The organism is Bacteroidota bacterium, assembly GCA_016213405.1.
In the GTDB taxonomy this organism is placed as follows: Bacteria; Bacteroidota; Bacteroidia; order Palsa-948; family Palsa-948; genus Palsa-948.
In genome coordinates, this window is the sequence record JACRAM010000093.1 from 1 (window position 1) to 20,847 (window position 20,847).

13 protein-coding genes are annotated in these 20,847 nt (G+C 41.1%); 5 read left to right on the forward strand and 8 right to left on the reverse strand.

All coding sequences use genetic code 11. The annotated features are described in order from the left end of the window. Positions 1-186: 186 nt before the first annotated feature. From HY841_11460 to HY841_11485, 6 genes are all read right to left on the reverse strand, one after another. A complete protein-coding gene (locus HY841_11460) occupies positions 187-1,266 on the reverse strand; it encodes a T9SS type A sorting domain-containing protein (protein ID MBI4931373.1) in 1,080 nt (359 codons plus the stop codon). Positions 1,267-1,639: 373 nt separating this feature from the next. Continuing rightward, positions 1,640-1,855 (reverse strand): hypothetical protein, encoded by a 216-nt coding sequence (locus HY841_11465; GenBank protein ID MBI4931374.1) that lies wholly within the window; start codon positions 1,853-1,855, stop codon positions 1,640-1,642. Positions 1,856-1,897: 42 nt separating this feature from the next. Further along, a complete protein-coding gene (gene gcvP, locus HY841_11470; protein MBI4931375.1) occupies positions 1,898-4,846 on the reverse strand; it encodes an aminomethyl-transferring glycine dehydrogenase in 2,949 nt (982 codons plus the stop codon). A 93-nt stretch (positions 4,847-4,939) separates the two neighbouring features. Then, the gene (locus tag HY841_11475; protein ID MBI4931376.1) at positions 4,940-6,778 is read right to left on the reverse strand and encodes a T9SS type A sorting domain-containing protein; all 1,839 of its coding nucleotides are present in this window, start codon (positions 6,776-6,778) and stop codon (positions 4,940-4,942) included. Further along, positions 6,775-8,286 carry a T9SS type A sorting domain-containing protein gene (locus tag HY841_11480; GenBank protein MBI4931377.1) on the reverse strand — a complete coding sequence of 504 codons (1,512 nt, stop codon included), beginning with the start codon at positions 8,284-8,286 and terminating at the stop codon, positions 6,775-6,777. The genes HY841_11475 and HY841_11480 overlap by 4 nt, the downstream gene beginning before the upstream one ends. Before the next feature lie 3 nt (positions 8,287-8,289). Then, on the reverse strand, positions 8,290-11,037 hold the full coding sequence (locus HY841_11485; GenBank protein ID MBI4931378.1) for a gliding motility-associated C-terminal domain-containing protein: 2,748 nt from the start codon (positions 11,035-11,037) through the stop codon (positions 8,290-8,292). Between the two features lie 262 nt (positions 11,038-11,299). Between HY841_11485 and HY841_11490 the strand changes: the two genes are divergently transcribed. Continuing rightward, on the forward strand, positions 11,300-12,811 hold the full coding sequence (locus HY841_11490) for a hypothetical protein (GenBank protein MBI4931379.1): 1,512 nt from the start codon (positions 11,300-11,302) through the stop codon (positions 12,809-12,811). A gap of 58 nt (positions 12,812-12,869) precedes the next feature. Beyond that, the gene (locus HY841_11495; GenBank protein MBI4931380.1) at positions 12,870-13,745 is read left to right on the forward strand and encodes a DMT family transporter; all 876 of its coding nucleotides are present in this window, start codon (positions 12,870-12,872) and stop codon (positions 13,743-13,745) included. Between the two features lie 57 nt (positions 13,746-13,802). Here HY841_11495 and HY841_11500 read toward each other — a convergent pair whose 3' ends face one another. Together HY841_11500 and HY841_11505 are read right to left on the reverse strand one after the other, a co-directional pair. After that, positions 13,803-15,170, reverse strand: coding sequence for a PKD domain-containing protein (locus HY841_11500; protein ID MBI4931381.1), 1,368 nt, complete (start codon positions 15,168-15,170; stop codon positions 13,803-13,805). A 114-nt stretch (positions 15,171-15,284) separates the two neighbouring features. Further along, on the reverse strand, positions 15,285-16,745 hold the full coding sequence (locus tag HY841_11505) for a hypothetical protein (protein ID MBI4931382.1): 1,461 nt from the start codon (positions 16,743-16,745) through the stop codon (positions 15,285-15,287). Between the two features lie 105 nt (positions 16,746-16,850). On the opposite strand from HY841_11505, the gene HY841_11510 reads away from it, so the two are divergent. The 3 genes from HY841_11510 to HY841_11520 all read left to right on the forward strand — a co-directional run bounded on the left by HY841_11510 (position 16,851) and on the right by HY841_11520 (position 20,826). Continuing rightward, the gene (locus HY841_11510) at positions 16,851-17,537 is read left to right on the forward strand and encodes a T9SS type A sorting domain-containing protein (protein MBI4931383.1); all 687 of its coding nucleotides are present in this window, start codon (positions 16,851-16,853) and stop codon (positions 17,535-17,537) included. Positions 17,538-17,596: 59 nt separating this feature from the next. After that, complete coding sequence (gene ispG / locus HY841_11515) at positions 17,597-19,573, forward strand: (E)-4-hydroxy-3-methylbut-2-enyl-diphosphate synthase (protein MBI4931384.1); 1,977 nt, start codon at positions 17,597-17,599, stop codon at positions 19,571-19,573. Positions 19,574-19,656: 83 nt separating this feature from the next. Further along, complete coding sequence (locus HY841_11520) at positions 19,657-20,826, forward strand: homogentisate 1,2-dioxygenase (GenBank protein MBI4931385.1); 1,170 nt, start codon at positions 19,657-19,659, stop codon at positions 20,824-20,826. Positions 20,827-20,847 lie beyond the last annotated feature (21 nt).

Genomic DNA, 20,847 nt, shown 5'->3' on the forward strand with positions numbered 1-20,847 from the left:
ATCACTTGCTTTTGCCTTCGGCTTCCTCCGCACAATGCCTCGCAACATTGCACTTGCTTTCAGCTAACACTTCGCGTTATCAACGTGTGTTCGGGACTTGCACCCTATAGTAAAAGAACATGGATGGCGCACAATAAAAAACCCCCTCCGATTTATCGGAGAGGGCTTTTCGGAAAAAAAAATGAATTACTTCACTACTGACATTTTGCTGGTCATCTTATTGTTTCCAGCAGTAAGAGTATAGAAATATACTCCTGAAGAAAGATTACTTGCATCAAATTTAAATTGATGATTGCCGGATGATTGAACGCCTTGGCTGAGTGCTGACAATTTTTTGCCGGCAACATCAAACAAAGAGAATTCAACATTGGCTGATTCCTTCAGCGAATAATAAATCATGGTGTTATTGCTTGCAGGGTTAGGATAGTTCTGAAGCGCAGCAATTGCATGGCTGTTTTCATTCACGCCTGTTGCAAAATCAATGACCGGATAAACTGCAAGAGCAATATCCAATTGCCATGTGCTGGTAGTTCCATCATTAAATGAATGGTAACTGTTATCGCTCCACTTTTCAAAGGTATGTGTTGAGGCGGCAAGGAAGTTGCCGGTCGTGCCAATACCATCAGCAGGAACTCCATCACGGGAGGAAACTAATCCTGCAGAATCTCCATTGGCATACGTAAATGTAATACCCGCCCAGAAAGTTTGATTGGCAGGAATAGCTATAGCAGGACTGAAAGCTGCATTTACATTAAAAGCGCCTTCAACAGCAAGAGGAGAACCGATAAGCCCAAGTGAAGCAGCGGCAGTGTCTATCTGAGAGATAGTAAATACGGGCGCTGTTCCCAGTACTGCTCCCGGAACTCCGGCAGCATCAGCCCAAATGGTGGCAGTAAACGCTGCTGTTCCAGCAATCTGAGTTTTCGCTCCAAACCATAAAAGCAAATTTGTAATGCTTCCGCTTGCGCTGGTGATACCATAAGTCGCATCAAACTTCTGCATCTTTCCAATATCGCCATAATCATTTTGTCCGGCAACATAACCGCTTCCTGAATTATAGGTAACAGCAGTGTCAACAGCTGGTTGAGGAAAAATAGGGTCCCAATGATTGGCGATTGTATCAATAACGTTCATGGGCTGAACTGCCGGTTGTTGTTTGGCAGTTACAGTAATGTTCATGGACTTTGCTTTAGCAATTCTTTGTTGTGCAAAACTATTTGCTGCAACAAAACTAACTGCTACAAGTAATAAGTAAATTTTTTTCATGATAAGTTTTTTTATTAATGTTTGATTTTAAAGCCCGCAAATATAAAACTTTTTTCTATACCTTAACTTCCGAATAATTCTCAATCGGAGGACAGGCGCAAACGGTGTCAGTTACCGTTTGTAAAAAATTCTATGCGCTAAACCAATGCGTTCAATCCAAACTGTATTTTTTTCTTATAGACAAAACCAAACGGTAATCACGCACTTCAGACACTTTTATTCGAATACGATAGTAATGTGCATACTCCCGCAGCTTCACTAATCCTCCAATCTGATGCAGTGACCCAGCGTTTTCAATCTGAATGAAAATTTTCCTGAGATGTTTGCCAGCTGCTTATTGCCGATGGCGCTGGCTTCGCGAAGGAACTTCTTCTTAAAAATCAATTTCATGCTTTCTGAACCATTTTGCAACTTCCGCCCTGCTCACGGTTTCTTTGTCTGCTTCGCCTTCTTCTGCCAGCAAGCCCAAAATATAATCTTCCCATTGTTCATCGGTCATGGTTTTAACTTTGCCCTTGAATTTTTTTATAACACGAACAATGGTATCGGCATCTTGTTTGTCTTTTATATCTGCAATTATACGGGTCATAGATTTTTTCTTTTGACAAAGATACGGAATAAAACTTACCGTTTAAACTTTCGCATCCGCTTCTGCATAGCTCTCCACAGGAGGGCAGGCGCAAATGAGGTTTCGGTCTCCATGCGCGTTATCCACCCTTCCCACCGATGGCCAGAATTTGTTTTCCCGAACCCACTTAAGAGGATACGCAGCTTTCTCGCGGGGATAGGAATGTTTCCAATCATCCGCAATTAAAACTTTTGCAGTGTGCGGGGCATTTTTCAGAACATTATCTGCAATTTGTTGTTGACTGCCGCTGCCAACTGCCGCTGCCACTTCTTGTATTTCCTTCCTGATGGAAATCATCGCATCGCAGAATTTATCCAGTTCTTCTTTTGATTCGCTTTCGGCGGGCTCCACCATTAAAGTATCGTGCACAGGAAACGCAACGGTAGGCGCGTGAAAACCGTAGTCCATTAATCGTTTGGCAATGTCGCCCACTTCAATTCCCGATGCGCGTTTTATAGCTGCACAATCTAAAATCATTTCGTGCGCCACCCTCCCGTTCTTGCCTATATATAAGATGGGATAATGATCTTTCAGAATATCCTTCATGTAGTTGGCATTCAGGATTGCGTAACGCGTTGCATCCGTTACTCCTTGTTTGCCGAGCATCTTAATATATCCATAAGAAATCAGAAGAATGAGCGCGCTGCCGAAGGGTGCGGAGGAAACAAGCCCCACCCCAGCCCTCCCCATTGGGGAGGGAGAATTTTCACCTCCCCTAACGGGGGAGGTTGGGAGGGGGCTTGAGGTTGGCAAGTGTGGAACAAGATGTGCCGCTACCCCTATCGGTCCAACACCCGGACCGCCTCCTCCGTGAGGAATTGCAAATGTTTTATGAAGATTCAGATGACAAACGTCCGCTCCTATTGTTGCAGGACTTGTTAATCCTACCTGCGCGTTCATGTTTGCGCCATCCATATATACTTGTCCGCCATTATCGTGAATAGTTTTTGTAATTTCTGTAATTGCTTCTTCAAAAACTCCGTGCGTAGAGGGATAGGTCACCATGAGGCAGGAAAGATTTGCTTTGTGTTTTTCTGCTTTCTCCTTCAAATCATTTACGTCCACATTTCCGTTCGCATCGCATTTCACAATCACAATTTCCATTCCCGCCATGGCAGCACTCGCAGGATTTGTTCCGTGAGCGGAGGAAGGAATCAAAACAACTTTTCTGTGCGCAGCTCCTTTGCTTTGATGATATGCCTGAATCACCAGCAAGCCGGCATATTCGCCCGAAGCACCGCTGTTCGGCTGAAATGATACAGCTGAAAATCCGGTTATCTCGCAGAGAAATTTCTCCAGTTCGCTGATAACAATTTTATATCCTTCTGCCTGTTCTGCGGGCACGAACGGATGAATGTTGGCAAACTCGGACCATGTGATGGGAAATAATTCCGCAGCGGCATTTAATTTCATTGTGCATGAGCCGAGAGAAATCATGGAATGCGTAAGCGACAGATCTTTATTCTCTAATCTTTTTATGTAGCGCATCATTTCTGTTTCCGAATGATAGGTGTTGAAAACAGGATGAGTCATATACGATGACTGTCGAGCGAAAGAAGAATTCTTTATTATGCTTTTATTTGTTTCTCCGTTCAGCGATGGAACAGAAATATTTTTCCCGAGCGCTTCAGCAAAAACTTCTACAATTTCTTTCGCGTCTTTTCCTGTAGTGGTTTCATCAACAGACACCCCTACCCCTAAAGGGGAATAATTAAAATTCATTTGACGCGCTTCTGCCAGCGTTCTAATTTTTTGCAGAAGGATTTTGTCAGAAATGGCAACAGCAACAGTATCGAAAAAGATTTTGTTGTTTAATGTCAATCCCAATTTTTCCAATTGCTCGGAAATTCCGCAGGCGAGGTGATGAATTTTTTCTGAAATAGATTTTACTCCTGCCGGTCCGTGATAAACGCCATACATACTTGACATAATTGCAAGAAGTGCTTGCGCTGTACAAATATTCGATGTTGCTTTTTCTCTACGGATGTGCTGCTCACGCGTTTGCAAAGCCATTCTCAATGCAGGATTTCCGGATGAATCAACTGATACGCCAATAATTCTTCCCGGCAAAGAGCGTTTAAAATCTTCTTTTGTGGCGAAGAATGCTGCGTGCGGTCCGCCATATCCCATCGGCACTCCGAATCGCTGAGAATTTCCGAGCACCACATCGGCTCCCCATTCTCCCGGAGGAATCAGCAAAGTAAGCGCCATCAGATCAGTTGCAACGGCTACAAAACCATTTGCAGAATGAATCTTGTTTACGAAATCTTTATAGTCATTTACATTTCCGTTGGTATCAGGATATTGAATGAGAGCACCGAAAGCCCCCGCCCCTGAAGGGGAGAAAGACAAATGATCGCCTACTTTCACTTCTATTCCAAGAGGCAATGCCCTTGTCTTCACTACTTCAATCGTTTGAGTAAAACATTTTTCTGAAACAAAAAAAGTTTTTGCGCCTGAATTTTTCGGACGAGAATTGTAAAAAAGAATCATTGCTTCGGCTGCAGCGGTTCCTTCATCTAACAGAGAGGCATTTGCAATGGGCAATCCTGTTAAGTCAATTACCATGGTTTGAAAATTCAGAAGCGCTTCCAGTCTTCCCTGTGAAATTTCTGCCTGATACGGAGTGTATGCGGTGTACCAACCCGGATTTTCCAAAACATTTCTTTGCGTTACGGGAGGAATAATGCAGTTGTAATATCCCTGTCCGATATATGATTTGAAAATTTTGTTCCGTGAAGCAGTTACTTTGAGTTCTTTCAGATATTCAAACTCGCTCATGCCATCGGGAAGGTTCAGCGGTTTTTTCAATCGTATGCTGGAAGGGATTGTCTGGCTGATTAATTCATCAAGAGAACTTGCTCTGATTTTTCCGAGCATGGTTTTTACATCTTTATCCCTTGGACCAAGATGTCGCGATGTGAACCCCGAAGGGGCATGTGAGGAAGACATTTTTGCTTTTCTGTTTTAGAATCGCAAATATAAAAACATATGCATAGGTAAATAAGGAGATTTTACCCTGTTGGATAAAGAATTCTGCAGGGTTTACTCCCTGTTCAGAAGAATAAATTTCTGATTAACAGAAGCGTATTTGCCTGTGGCATTGATGAAGTAAACGCCTTTTGAAACATCGCTCATATCAATGGTTATAAATACATTTTCTTTTTTCTTCACGAAGTTTTTTTCTGCATGGATTACTCTTCCTTCCAAATCCGTAATGCTTAAAACTATTTCTTCCGCCACGGGAGAAAAAATATTGAGCGATAAATTATTTTCGGAAACAGGGTTTGACTGAACAATCAGCGACAACACGTTGTGTGCGTTTGAAAGTTTAACCGAAATAATTCCAAGTTCCTGACGCTGCCCGTTGAAATCAGTTTGCGACAACCGGTAATAATTCTGCAGCGCGGGTGATTCATCAGCAAATTCATAATTACGAATCGTGCTTGAATTGCCCGATCCGTTTATTTTTCCGATTTCAGAAAATATTTTTCCATCGGCACTGTGCTCAATAGCAAAGTAATCGTTGTTGATTTCAGTGGCGGTTGACCAGAAAAGTTTTACTGCATTGTTTTCAGTTTGCCCGGAGAAAGAAATCAGTTCGACCGGCAAAAGGGTAACATTGCATAATGTAGGACCTCCTCCGCTTCCCGCCTGAACGGGATAAGGGCTTGATGCAGTATTATTATTTCCTAATTGGCCATTGCCACCATATCCCCAATCCCATACTGTTTGATCATTTTTTAAAGCCATGGCATGAAATCCTCCGGCACCAAGCGCGATAATGCCTGTGAGAAATCCAGGACCACCGCTTGCATCTTTCACTTTTACCGGAACGTTACTATTAGTGGGTGAATTATTATCCCCTAATGCTCCATTGGAATTATCTCCCCATGCCCATACGGTATTATCGCTTTTCAAAGCAAGCGAGAATCCTTCTCCGGCTTCTATAGCAATAATGTTTGTTAATCCGCTGACCTGAACAGGAAAAATACTTGTACCTCCTGTGGTGCCGTTGCCTAATTCACCAAAGAAATTTGCACCCCATGCCCAAACAGTTCCGTCATTCATTAATGCAAGAGAATGCCAGTATCCTCCTGCAACAGCAATAATGTTTGTAAGAGTGCCTGAGCCGCCTGCGCCCACTACCTGAACAGGTGCGGGTCTGGCGGTGGAAGAGTTATCTCCCAGTTGCCCATTCGAATTATTCCCCCATGTCCATACCGTTAAATCATTTTTAAGTGCGATAGAGTGGTATCCTCCAGCGGAAATTGCGGTTATGTTGGTGAGCGTGCCAGCACCACCCGGACCAAGTACCTGCACAGGAGTTTTACTCATTGAGCCAGCAGTTGTATTATTAATTCCTAATTTGCCTGCAGTTCCATTATCTCCCCATGCCCATACGGTGTTATCATTCTTCAGAGCAATAGTATGAGAATCTCCACCGTAAACAGCCGTGATGTTGCACAAATAAGTACCGCAGCCGGATGCACCTGCTACTACTTGTACAGGATACATAGCATCGGTTTGTGTATTGTCTCCTAACTCGCCTCTTGAATTAAACCCCCAAGCCCATACAGTGTTATCATTCTTCACAGCGAGTGAATGATAACTTCCGGCTCCAACGGCTATCATGCTGCTGAGGAATCCTGCATCGAGAGGACCGTGCACAGAAACAGGTGACGGCTGGTTTGCATTTGAGTTATTTCCTAATGGAGCGCCTCCAAAAATGCCGCCACTCCCCCAAGCCATCACTGAATTATTGGTGCATTTTGCTATGGAATGGTAATACCCGCCTGACAGGGATTGTGCTGACAAGCAATTCCAGCAGTAAATTGCTGTGATCAAATAAAATAAAGCAATTAAAAAAATCTTTGTTCTCATTTTGCTGATGCTTTTACAAATTTAACTATTACTTGTTTTTCCGCACCCGAAATTCTTAATAAATAAATTCCTGATGCTGCATGTGCCAAATCAATATTCAACTTGTTTATGCCGCGTATTCCCTGAATGCTTTCTTCTTTTATTCTTCTTCCGTTCAGATCAAGAATTTCGATGCGTAGTTTTGTGTCTTCAGAAAGAAATAATGTTCCCTGCAATTCTTCGCCTGTCACAAGATTATTGAAAAACAGTTCCCAATTATTTTCCTGTGTTTGTGAAACATCTGTTGTTGAAGATGAACAAAGTCCTGCCGGCTGAACAGGGGTTAATCTTTTTGTAGTGGAATTATCTCCTATTTGACCATAGGTATTATCTCCCCATATCCAGCGTGTTCCGTCATTCTTCACAGCAAAGGAATGGATTCCTCCGCCAATAATTTCTGTAATGCCTGTGAGAAACCCTGCATTGCCAGGTCCGCGCACCTGAACCGGTGTGATTCCGTCTGTCATGGAGTTATCGCCTAATTGCCCGTATGTATTCCATCCGCAAGCCCACACGGTGCCGTCATTTTTCAGAGCGAGAAAGTGAGATCTGCCTGAAGCAATTTTTGTAATGCCTGTTAAGAAACCGATATTTCCTGCACCATGCATTTGCACAGGAACCCATTGTTCATTCAGCGTATTATCTCCTAACTGCCCGTAATTATTCCATCCGAGAGACCACACCGTGCCGTCATTTTTCAAAGCAAAAGAATTTACTCTTCCTGCTGCAATGCCGATAATGCCGGATAAAAATCCCATGTTGCCAGCGCCTACAATTTGAACAGGAACTGATTTGCTGATTTTTGTACTGTCGCCTAACTGTCCGTTATCATTCCATCCCCATGACCAAACGGTGCCGTCATTTTTCAAAGCAAGGCAATGATACCAGCCGGCAGTAACTGCAATGATGCCGGATAAAAATCCCACATCAGCAGGACCATGTACCTGAACCGGAACATAACTTGAGTTAAGTGTGTTATCGCCTAACTGCCCGTAATCATTTCTTCCCCATGTCCACACGGTACCGTCATTTTTAAGTGCGATGGAATGTCCGTATCCTCCTGCAATTGCGACAATTCCGCTTAACAATCCTATATCATTTTGTCCGTGAACAAATACCGGAGTCCATCGGTCTGTGATTGTATTATCGCCCAACTGACCGTATTGATTATTTCCCCATGTGAGAAGCGTGCCGTTATTTTTCAGAGCAAGCGAATGAGACCATCCTGCCGCAAGTGCTGTAATTCCATAATTGGCGGGGCTCATTACATCTACCGGAGACCATCTGTCTATGATAGTGTCATCCCCTACCTGACCGAACCAGCTGTTTCCCCATGCCTGTACGGAATTATCTGAACAGAGTGCGAGCGTGTGCCCTCTGCCTGCTGCGATTGTTTGGGAAAAACTATTGTCAGATTTTCCGAAGAAGAGCAGAAAAGAAATTGCTGATGTGAAGAGAATGTTTTTCATTTTTTATTTTATTAAACTGATATTCCCTTTTTTTATTACTTCTTCTCCGCTTGTCAAAGTGGCTTTCATATAATACGCAAACACAAAACTTCCTTCTGTTTGTCCCCGATAAGAACCATCCCATTCTGAAACAGGGTCGAAGGTTTCAAAAACTTTTTCTCCCCAGCGGTTGTAAATCAAAAGCCGGAATGTTTTTATGCAAGTATAATTTCCGTAAAAGATTTTTATTACATCATTCTCTCCATCTCCATTTGGTGAAAAGGCATTCGGCAGAAAAAGTTCCCCGGTGGATGAAGTGGAACAATCAAGCGGCTCAATCGGAATAATTACGAAAACTGAAATACAGGCAGAATCAACGCATCCGTTCGCATTGGTGACTGTAACGCAATACATGGTAGTTACATTTGGAGAAACAGTTATTGCTGCGTCCGTGCTTCCATTATTCCAATTATATGCTCCGCCACCTGTCACGCTGAGCGTAGTTGAAGCGCCCTGTGTGATGGTTGCATTGCTTCCTGCATTAACAATTGGATTTGGATTTACTGTTAAGTTCGCTGAAGTAGTATCGGAACAATTCCCTATCGAAACAACCACAGAATAATTTCCAGCTACAGAAGCGGCAATGGAAGAAGTGGTTGCGCCATTGCTCCACAAATAATTTCCTCCGCCAGATGCAGTGAGTGTTGCAACATCTCCGCTGCAGATTGTTGCGCTGCTTGCCGATGCAGAAGGAGGAGGAGAAACTGTAACTGATATACTCGTATCATCCGCGCAAGAACCTGACGAGACAGAAACAGAATAAGAAGTATTGGAAGATGGAGTAACAACAATGGAAGATGTTGTCATCCCTGTGTTCCAACTGAAAATATTTCCACCCGATGCGGTCAGCGTGGTAGTTTGTCCGATGCATAATAATGTGCTCCCGCTCACGGATGCCGTAATAGCAGCAACAATTGATACCGTTGCAGAAACCGTAGTTGTTCCGCAGCCGTTTGCAACCACTACATTATAAGCAGTGCTTGAAGTTGGAGAGACAATAATAGATGAAGTTGTCTGCCCTCCGGGAATCCATGAATAGGTTCCACCACCTGAAGCAATGAGCGTAGCAGCATCACCGATACAGATGCTTGCATTGCCTGCCGACACCACGGGCATAGGAGAAACTGTAACCAATATACTGGTATCATCCGAACACAAACCGGATGACACGGAAACAGAATATGATGTACTGGCAGTTGGAGTAACAACAATGAACGATGAAGTTGCGCCAGTATTCCAACTGTAGTTATTTCCTCCCGAAGCGTTGAGCGTGGCGCTTTGTCCGGAACACAATGAAGTATTTCCGCTTACAATGGCAACAACTCCTGATGAAATTGTTACAGTAGCTGAAACGGTAGTTGTTCCACAGCTATTTGCAACGACAGCAGAATAGGTAGTGGTAACAGTTGGAGTTACGATAACAGATGAAGTGGTTTGTCCTCCCGGAATCCATGAATATGTTCCTCCTCCTGATGCAGTAAGCGTAGCGGATTGCCCCGAACAGATACTTGTGCTTCCTGAAATAGTTGCCGCTGATGATTGCAGAACAACTACCGTAATATTTCCTGCAGAGGCGCAGGAACTTGTCGGATCAATTGCAGAATAAGATGTCGTAGCGGTTGGCGAAACAACAATGGATGAAGTAGTTGCGCCAGTATTCCAGCTGTAACTGCTTCCTCCTGTTGCGATAATAGTAGTGCTGCTTCCGAGGCAAATTGTATCAGGAATTGCAGTTACAGAAACAGATGCGCCCATGCTGAATTCCCACCAGTCATTATAAAGCGTCCACTCCCACTGCCCGTTGACTAAAGTCAAAGAAGTATCCATGCCAGTTCCAATATATGCTTTATTGTTCAGCACAATAACAGAAGCATCTGTTCTGCCCGGCATGGGAAAAGATGTGGCGAATGTCCAGAAATTTGTGGTTGGATCATACTGCCAGAAATCTGTGTATGGCACACTGGTGCCATTGTAGATTCCCATTCCAACAAATCCTTTGTTGCAAATTGAAAAACCGATTGCGCCCCAACGCCCAAGTGTGGGAATGTTTGCCTTTTGCGACCACGTATCTGTTGTAGAATTATATTCCCACCAGTCATTGTATTTCACGCCAGTGGCTTGATCCCATCCTGTTCCCCAATACGCTTTATTTCCTATGACAAAAGTGGCGCGGTCAACATCAATACGCTTTCCGCCTGAAAAATTTCCCATTTGTGTCCATGTATTATTTGCAGGGTCGTATCGCCAAAAATCGGCAAGGCAGTTTGCATTCCAGTCAAAACCTGTACCTATGTAACCATATCCTCCTACTGAAAAACCTGAAGCAGTTGCCCGGATAACGCCTCCCATGTTTGCCTTTTGTGTCCAGGTATTTGCAACGGGATCATATTCCCAAAAATCGTTTTGAAACATTCCGTTTGTTCCGCAGCCAAAATAGCCCCTTACGCCAATGGAAAAACCAAGCGCGAAGTTTCGGGGACCTCCTAAAAAGTTTGCTTTCTGAGTCCAACTGTCTGTGGCTGGATCATATTCCCAAAAGTCATCTGTATAGCCACTATAAGTATTTCCGGCACCAATATATCCTTTATTACCAATGGGAAATGCAACTGCTGCTAATCGCCCATTGGCAGGCAAAGAAGCTTTCTGAACCCAGGTTTGCCCAATTAAAGCGAGGTGAAATATCGCCAGCGTGAAAGTTATTATTAGTCTCATTAGTTATTTATAGTACAAATCTGAGCAACTATATTGTATAATCCAAATAATAATAAATGTATTATTAAAAAGATAAATATTAATTTATTTGGAATTATACTGCTTCTGTACTTTGTGATAAAAAATATTATCATTACTTAAATGATTTTATTGCTATATTTTTACTATGAAATAAATATAATTTAAGTAAATTAATATTTAATCTCCTTTTATTTATGTCGTTGTTCTTGTTTTCTTATTTTTGAATCATTATTAAAAACTGATGATTCCTTCAAAAGACCTCTTTGAACTTATTAAATCTCTGGACAAAGGGGAAAGAATACATTTTAACAAATACGCAAACCTTCATTCTTCAGTAAATAAAAATTATCTGCACCTCTTTACTGCCATTGACAGACAAAAAGAATATGATGAATCCAAACTCCAGTCAGGGTTGAAAAATCACAGCTTTGCTAAATACTTTCCTGTTGCGAAAAATTATTTGCATGCGCGGCTTATGGATGCGCTTGCGAATTTTCACAGCGATATGAGCCCTCATGCCCGCATCAGAACCCTGATTCAGCAAATAGAACTGCTTCAGAAAAAAGGGCTGTATGCGCAATCAAAAAAATTAATACGTAAAGCTAAAAAAGTTGCATACGAAGAAGAGATTTATCATGCACTTCTTGAAATAATTTCTTCCTGGGAATTAAATATCTATATTGAAAAATATGATCTCGCCTATGCGGAGAGAATGCACCACGAGATAAAAGAAGTTTTGTTGAGAACGAATGAAAGTTTTATCTGCAATTATACTTTCCTGAAAATTCTGAACCTCTATTATCATTATTTCAGGACGCGGAATAATAAATATGTGAAAGAAGCAGAAACAGCCATCCGGAATCTCGAATTCATAAAAGCAGAAAACACAAATACCTTCAAGGGGAAACAAAGGGCGCTGGAGGCAAATATGTTTTTTTGGTATTTAAAAGGAAATCTAGACAAAGTCAGCGGCTTTGCTCAAAAAGGGATTGAACATAATTTCACACATCCCTTAGGCATGAAAAAAGACTGCAAACCCTATTTTATTCTGCTGAACAATTTTTTCGTGATAACGATGGAACGAAAAAAACACGATGAAGCAAATCTTGTATTAAAGAAGTTTGAGAGTGTTTCTCACTTCGCAAAAACACATTCACAAAAAGGAGCGCTGTATTACACCTACAACAATTGCTGTTTGTATTATTTCCGTGAAACAGGAAACCTACAGACAATGGAGAAACAACTTCCGGAAATTCTAAAAGACATAGACACTTATAAAAAAGACATCAATCTTCACGACAGGGCAATCCTTCTGGCGAATGTTGCTATTTCGAATTTCTATTTAGGGAATTATAAAAAATGTGTGTTCTTTTTTAATAAACTGAAAACCGAATATGATCTCTCAAAACACCCAGAACTTCAATACGGATATTATCTTCTGACACTGATTGCACATTACGAATCAAAAAATTATGACGTGCTTCCCTATTCCCTGCAGGCATTTTACCGGTTTCTGAAAAAGAAAGAAAAAATTAATAATATGGAGAAGTATATTATTTCGCTTTGCAGAAAACTAGTCAAAACAAATTCTGACAAGGAAACATTAATGGAATTCAAAAAATTCAAAGAGTTTCTATCGCATACAAAAGATACTCACATATATAAATTCTTTGACATTATTTCATGGCTTGAAAGCAAGATTGTGAACCGCCCGTTTGCAGATGTGGTGCGGGAGAAACAAATTCATCGTTAATTATTAATACCTATTCGCCTGAATGAATACGAATATCTTTGACTCCTAATTATTTTTTGTGACGCAAAACACCCGCAGTCTTCTTCTTCTTCACTTGATTGTTTTTTTATGGGGATGGACTGCAGTGCTTGGAAAAATCATCACGCTACCCACACTGCAGATGATCTGGATTCGTGTCATCATTGCGTTTGCCGGAATTCTTGGTTATGCTTTTTATAAAAAAACTTCGCTTCTTCCATCCGGAAAAACTATTTTACAATTACTGGCGATTGGGTTGTTGGTAGGATTGCACTGGATTTGCTTTTATGGAGCCGTGAAAGCAAGCAATGTTTCTGTAACGCTTGCCTGCTTTTCCACCGGAACTCTTTTCACTTCTCTGATTGAACCTCTGTTTTACAAACGAAAAATTTTGTTTTATGAAATTCTTTTCGGACTTATAGTGATTGGAGTGCTTCTGATGATTTTTAATGTGGAAACAAAATATTTCTGGGGAATTATGCTCGGTATTGGTGCAGCGCTTACATCCTCGTTCATGGCGGTTGTGAACAGCATCATGAGCCGCAGAGGGCTCAAAGCAGAAATGATTTCTGTTTACGAAATGATTGGATGCTGGGCTTGCATTTCTGTTTTTCTTTTCGCGATGGAACCGCAGACTGCAACTTTTTTCAATATCAGCTCAACGGATTGGTTCTATATGATTGTATTCGCGGTATTCTGCACCACCATTCCGTTCATCATTGGCGTGGCAATTCTGAAAAACATTAGTCCCTACACCATGTCGCTCACGCTGAATCTTGAAACTATTTACGGAATCCTTTTCGCGTTTTTCATTTTCAGCGACACCGAACATATGTCTCCCACATTTTACTTTGGCGCTGCAATCATTCTTGCAGTTGTGTGCGCGGATGCGTATATCAAACGGTATATAAAATGAAAAGGGCTGAAGAATTTTCTTTCGACAGCCCTTTGTCATGGGGAGATGGTGGTTAACCTACTTTATCAAAATCATTTTTCTTGAGAGAACGTTCCCGCCAGATCTTATTTCCAGGAAATAAACTCCGGAAGTAAGATTCTCAGCATTCCATTCGAGTTGATGTGCTCCTGCTTCTTTGTTTCGGTTTTCCAGTTCCACAACTTTCATTCCCACATGATTGAAAACAGAAATATTCACATCTGCTTTTTCTTTCAAAGAATAAAAAATGGTTGTCGAATTACTGAAAGGGTTCGGATAATTTTTTATTCCGAACACATTTCCATCCTGTTCATGAATGCCCGAACCTGTGCGCAGAACATATACGCTGTCGCAGTTGGAGCAGGTATCTCCGTTTGCAGTAATAACAGTGAGGCAGACATTGTACCAGCCGGTCACAGAGTATTGATGCGCAACCTGCGAACATCCCGTTCCGAAATTTCCGTCACCAAAATCCCACGAGCAAGAAACATTGTTGTTTCCGTTAGAATAAAACCAAACCCATCCGCTTCCAGATGTATCGGGATACATAGTAAAACTTGAATCGCAGGGAAGAACCGGTGGCGGAGGAGGTGGAGGTGCATTGGTAATTACTATAGTGTCGCAGAAATAAGCCGAACAATTTTGATTCAGCGTGTCTCCATAAGAAAGGCAGACTATATAGGTTCCGCTGTAAGAATAGATGTGAATCGGATTGGGTGAGCTGGAATAACTTCCATCACCAAAATTCCAGGAGTAGTAAGGATTGGATGCTCCGGAACAAGTACTCGTGAAGGAAACTGTGGGATCGTTTGCACTATTAAAGGTAAATGATGCCTGTGCATTGCATGGATAATATCCAATCGTATCGCAATAAGAACAAGTGTCCGTTTGGGAAACAACCGTGAGGCAAACGGTATATGTTCCGGCATTTGCATACATGTGCGAAGGATTTTGAAGCGAGGAATTATTTCCATCTCCGAAATTCCAGTTCCATAAAATAAAAGGTCCGCCTGTGGAAGCATCGCTGAAATAAAATGTATTACCCTGAAATACATAAGAAAAGTTTGCACTGCAGGGAGCAGGAGGTGCGTTGGTAATTACAACTGTATCACAATAAGTGCTCTGGCAATAGGGAGGCAAACTGTCCCACATGGTGAGACAAACCATATATGTTCCATTATACATATACGTATGAATGGGATTTGCCTGCCAGTCATAATTGCCGTCTCCGAAATTCCACGAGTACGAAGGCATGTTGGCTCCTGTGGATGTGTTGGTGAACGTGACCACATTATTTGTGACCGAAAATGTGAATCCTGCCTGACAGGGATTTTGAGCATGCAGAAATTGTGCACTCAATATTCCTGTTGCGAGGAGTAGCGATTGAAAGAGTTGTTTTGTTTTCATTTTGTTTTTTTTAATTAATGTTTTGCCTTTCATGGCGTTTGATAACACAAAGATGAAGAGAATTGAGATTAAATAGAAGTCCAAAAAGTCAGGTTTCTTGCCCGTTCAGAAGCATTAACCCTTCTTGATTTTGCCCTTAAGCCAAGCGGAATAGTTGATTACTTCTGTGTCGTCCAAAACAATTCTGGAGGAAGAGAACTTTTGAATTCTGGAGAGTAATTTCTTGTCTCTAGTGAGTTCTGGCACAGAAATCATTCGGTTGAGGATGGATAAAAACTCTTTTTCTCGTTCCTGTTCGGGTTTCGAAAGCATTCCTTTAAAATGTTTTTTCACCTGTTTGATTTTGTTTTCAAGGAAATCAAAATCCAAAAGCTCGTAGCGGATAATAAGTTCGGCAACGGCTATTTTGAAACGAAGCGCTACATCCGCATTTTTAAATTCTGCATGAACATAGAGTTTGTTTAAACTTCGGATGGAATTATGGAACTCTCCCTTCTCAAACCAAAGTATTGCAAGATTCAGATAAATAAATAATTCGTAGAACGGCTGGCTTTTTAGCGTTTGCTTGGAAATCAGTTCATCAAGAATGGAAATGGCTTTGTCTTTATTCAGTAAAGAATAATTTATGACAAGAGAATTATAATAGAAGAAAATAAATTTATCATAGAGTAATTTATTGTATTCTTTCATTGCACCATGCATTTCCCCTGCATGTTTTAGCGATTCTTCGTACTTTTTATTCTTAAAGGAAGCGTTCACCATGTAATGAAGTATCTGCAATTTCGTATTGTGATTGTCTTTCTGAAAAAGCTTGTCTTTCAAAAACTCTTTGTAGGTGTTCAATAAATATTTTTCCAGCGCTTCGTATTCATGACGCTGAAGAAGAATCTGGGTAACTGCAGAATAAATCCGGAACCTCAACTTAGGACTTCTTTTCACATTTTTATTTTTTGAAAAAGCATCTACTGTTTTCTCCAAAAGTTTGAGAATAGGGTTTTCTTTCTCTAAAAAGTTCTGTGATGTTTTCAGTCGGTAATAAACAACTGCCAGAATATTATCCACCTCCAGTATGCTCTCAGAAAATTTCCTTGCCTCCTCTCTTTTATGAATATATTCTTCAGGGTTAATATCCAAAAGCTCATGCGATAACTTTATATACTCGCCATAAATAATATCCAGCAACTCATAGTTTTCAATCTGCTTTGCTTCTTTCTCTGCTTTGTTTAAAAAATGTTTTGCTATCCAAAATTGGTTTCGCATGAAATACAATCGCACAAGGAAAAGCAGATGATGGATGTATAAGTTTTCGTCCTTATAACAATACTGAACGGTAAGCGAACGCGCTACGTCATGAATTAAACGGTTCTTCAGAGAATACAAAGCATTCTTATCTTTTCCACCATACAATTTTTTGAAAACTGCTTCATCGTTATATTCATCTTCTGAATCGCGGATATAATCAAGCAAGAGCAAATCCTTTCTTCCATCTCCCATATCGTGGCGCGCGCTGAACAACTTATAAAAGCGCAGGTCTTCCTTGTTAAGGTTAAGTATGATTTGATTTAGAATATCCATAATAGCGTAACAAATGTAGTCATTTTGAACGGGCAAGAAAATTTGAATTTAAGTATAGTATTGTGCTCTCTTTGTGATACCTTTATTTTAGATAATCACAGAACCATGAAATCATTTATCAAATTTTTCGTCTGCGGAATTTTTTGCTTTTCGCTTTCTTCCGCGCACTCTCAACAGGGGACCATGAGCACAACAGCGCTTATTTTCCCTGACAGTTCCTGCGTTGGATACAGTGATTCTGTTTATGTCACCATGAAAAATATTGATACGGCATCTTATTCGGGCTCAATATTTTTTTGGATCGGCACGGCACAAACTAATTTTACGCCTATTCAATTTTGTTTTATTCAGCAGATAACTTTACAGCCGAACGACTCTGTTCAGCAGGGATGTGTTATTAATTTTGATTCTACAAATTTTACCGGAGGAAATAATATTGTAGTAGTTTGGTCTTCTGGAAATAACAAGGCCCAGGCAGATTCAATACAAGACTTAGTATATTTATGTGGGACAGGCGCAGGTATTCATGAAAACAAACTTTCTCCCTCTTTTACGATTTATCCCACACTAGCAAAAGATTTTATCACGATTGAGTCCCCGGAAAATGTTCTTCCTAAGAAAATTTTCATTGAAGATGTAACCGGAAGAATAATCGGAATCGTTACCCCCTCTCAGGAAAGTAAAATCCGAATCAAGCTGAATGTCGCTGACCTTAACAGCGGAATTTATTTCCTTGACATTCTCTTGCCAAATAAGCAACGGGTTGTTTCAAAATTCGTGAAGACAGACTAGGTTTTCTTTCTCTCCTCTTCTCCTGCTTTTCCGTAAATTCGTCCTGAAAAAAATTCAGCGTGCATGACATTATAAAAATATCTCCCGAAGTTTATTGCAATTCTCTTTTTGAATATTCCCGTTTCAAAACACGCGAAGTTAAAGTCGGTGATTTAGGAATCGGAAGAAATAATCCCATCCGCATTCAGTCCATGACTACGACTGATACGATGAATACAATTGCTACGGTTGAGCAAAGCATTCGAATGATTCAGGCAGGATGCGAGTTGGTTCGAATCACAGCACCCAGTCTGAATGAAGCAAAAAATCTTGAACAAATAAAAAATGAACTGCGCAAGCGTGGATACAAAACTCCTATTTGCGCTGATATTCACTTCACACCCAATGCCGCAGAACACGCAGCAAGAATTGTTGAGAAGGTTCGCGTGAACCCGGGTAACTATGCTGACCGGAAAAAGTTTGAACACATTGAATACACCGATAAGAGTTATGATGAAGAGCTAGAAAGAATCCGAGAACGATTTACTCCTCTGGTAAAAATCTGCAAAGAGAACGGAACGGCTATGCGAATCGGAACCAATCACGGTTCGCTTTCGGATAGAATTCTTTCTCGCTATGGTGACACTCCGCTTGGTATGGTGGAAAGTGCAATGGAGTTTCTGAGAATCTGTGAAGAAGAAAAATATTTTGAGATCATTCTCTCCATGAAAGCCAGCAATACGCAGGTGATGGTGCAGGCGTATCGTTTGCTCGTTCACAAAATGTTAGAGACAGATAGAAATTATCCGCTTCATCTTGGCGTTACTGAAGCAGGCGATGGTGAAGACGGAAGAATAAAATCCGCGGTAGGAATTGGAACTTTATTGGAAGATGGATTGGGAGACACCATCCGAGTTTCACTTACAGAAGAACCCGAATTTGAAATTCCTGTGGCGAAAAATTTAGTGGAGAGATATTCAAACAGAAAAAATCATAAAGCAATTTCAAGTGTTTCAAGCCTCAAGTATAATCCATTTGAATATTCAAGAAGAGAAACAAAATCAGTTTCAAACATTGGCGGACATAATGTTCCGAGAGTGATTGCAGATTTTTCTGACCTCACTCCCAGCCCCTCTCCTGAAGGAGAGGGGAGAATTACTCCTGCGAACTTATTTGCCGTAGGATATAATTATTCTGTTCCGCTTGATAAATGGAATTTGACTGACCAAGCCTGCGATTACATTTATTTAGGTGATAACGAGATTGATTTTGAAATTCCCGGAACGCTTGGGTTGATTTATAATTCTCAGGCTTTTGCCAAACTCAAAAACAAAACGCGCGCGTATCCTCTTTTTTGTGGAAGTGAATATTTTTCGGCTAAAGAAAAATCAAAGGAACTGAATTTTGTAGTGGTTGACATTGATACTTTGCTGAGCTCAAAATTCTCAAAAGACAAATTGGATTCAACGGTAGTTTTGATTTTCGATACGATGAACGAACATGGAATGGCTGAACAACGCAGAATGTTTTTTGAACTCGCCAATTATAAAATTCCTGTCATCATAAAAAGAAGCTATAAGGATTTATCCGAGGATAAATTTCAATTGTATTCTTCAACTGACTTAGGCGGATTATTGCTTGACGGCTTCGGAGATGGAATCTGGATTAAGCAGAAGAATTGCGCTTCACCACAAATCATTAACTCAACCGGATTTGGAATTCTTCAGGCAACTCGCACACGGATTTCCAAGACAGAATACATTTCCTGTCCGAGTTGCGGAAGAACTTTATTTGACTTGCAGGAAACCACCGGAAAAATTCGCGCGCGCACTTCTCACCTCAAAGGAGTAAAAATTGGAATCATGGGTTGCATCGTGAACGGTCCTGGTGAAATGGCGGACGCGGATTACGGCTATGTGGGAACAGGAGTTGGAAAAATCACACTCTACAAAGGAAAAGAAGTGGTGAAAAGAAATATTTCCAGTGAAACTGCGGTGGATGAACTTATCTCACTCATCAAAGAAGGGGGCGATTGGGTGGAGAAAGAAATGCAATAGACAATTGCAGTCAGCAGTTGGCAAAGAATACATAAATTCGTACGATGAATTTTAACCTTAACCCCCAATCATAACTTTCTTCCATGCCTATCTATCATAAACTCGGAAAAATTCCTCAGAAGCGTCACGTGCAATTCACCAACCCTAAGGGAACAAAAAATCATCCGTTCTATTACGAACAATTGTTCGGCACGGAAGGATTTTCAGGAATGTCTTCTTTATTATATCACGTTCACCGCCCAACGATGGTGAAAGAAATTGTGAAGTCATACAGCGTAGAACCGAAGATAGCCGTGAAAAAAAATATCAAAGCGATGAAACTCATCGGCTTTAATGTAGAACCTGCGGATGATTTTCTTGAAAGCAGAACTCCTCTTCTTGTGAACAGCGATGTGTATCTCGGACTCGCAGCGCCAAGAAAATCTTTCCGGAATTATTTTTACAAGAATGCAGATGCAGATGAAATGCTTTTCATTCATAAAGGAACCGGAACGCTTCGCACGTTTGTCGGCAATATAAAATTTGTTGACGGAGATTATCTCATCATTCCGCGTGGAATGATTTACCAGATGGATTTCGATTCAAAGGAAAATAAAATTCTTTATCTCGAATCTTTTTCTCCGATTTATACTCCGAAGCGTTACCGAAATCATTTCGGGCAGTTGCTCGAGCATTCTCCTTTCTGTGAACGCGATTTCAAGCTACCGAAAAATTTAGAAACGTTTGATAAGAAAGGAAGTTTCCTGATGAAAATAAAAAAGGAAGGAATGATTCACGAAGTGGTGTACGCTTCACATCCCTTTGATGTCATTGGATGGGATGGATATAATTTCCCCTATGGATTTTCTATTCACAACTTTGAGCCGATAACGGGAAGAGTGCATCAGCCACCTCCCGTTCATCAGACTTTTGAAACAGATAAATATGTTGTCTGCTCTTTCTGTCCGCGCTTGTATGATTATCATCCGAAATCAATTCCTGCGCCTTACAATCACAGCAACATTGACTCTGACGAAGTTTTGTATTACGCGAACAATGAATTCATGAGCCGGAATAATATTGCGGAAGGCGACATCACGCTTCACCCGAAAGGAATTCCGCACGGACCAGCGCCCGGAGCGATGGAGCGAAGCATTGGCGCAAAAGATACCATTGAACTTGCCGTGATGGTGGATACCTTCCGTCCGCTGATGGTAACCGAAGCCGCTGTGAAAATTGATGACGGGAAATATTTTAAGAGTTGGGTAGAGTAAACAAGTCAAAAGTCAAAAGTT

Coding starts and splice junctions, on each gene's coding strand:
- gcvP (MBI4931375.1), bottom strand. CDS start 4,846: ATGTCTTCCTCACATGCCCCTTCGGGGTTCACATCGCGACATCTTGGT.
- HY841_11500 (MBI4931381.1), bottom strand. CDS start 15,170: ATGAAAACAAAACAACTCTTTCAATCGCTACTCCTCGCAACAGGAATA.
- HY841_11485 (MBI4931378.1), bottom strand. CDS start 11,037: ATGAGACTAATAATAACTTTCACGCTGGCGATATTTCACCTCGCTTTA.
- HY841_11510 (MBI4931383.1), top strand. CDS start 16,851: ATGAAATCATTTATCAAATTTTTCGTCTGCGGAATTTTTTGCTTTTCG.
- HY841_11505 (MBI4931382.1), bottom strand. CDS start 16,745: ATGGATATTCTAAATCAAATCATACTTAACCTTAACAAGGAAGACCTG.
- HY841_11475 (MBI4931376.1), bottom strand. CDS start 6,778: ATGAGAACAAAGATTTTTTTAATTGCTTTATTTTATTTGATCACAGCA.
- HY841_11460 (MBI4931373.1), bottom strand. CDS start 1,266: ATGAAAAAAATTTACTTATTACTTGTAGCAGTTAGTTTTGTTGCAGCA.
- HY841_11520 (MBI4931385.1), top strand. CDS start 19,657: ATGCCTATCTATCATAAACTCGGAAAAATTCCTCAGAAGCGTCACGTG.
- HY841_11490 (MBI4931379.1), top strand. CDS start 11,300: ATGATTCCTTCAAAAGACCTCTTTGAACTTATTAAATCTCTGGACAAA.
- HY841_11465 (MBI4931374.1), bottom strand. CDS start 1,855: ATGACCCGTATAATTGCAGATATAAAAGACAAACAAGATGCCGATACC.
- HY841_11480 (MBI4931377.1), bottom strand. CDS start 8,286: ATGAAAAACATTCTCTTCACATCAGCAATTTCTTTTCTGCTCTTCTTC.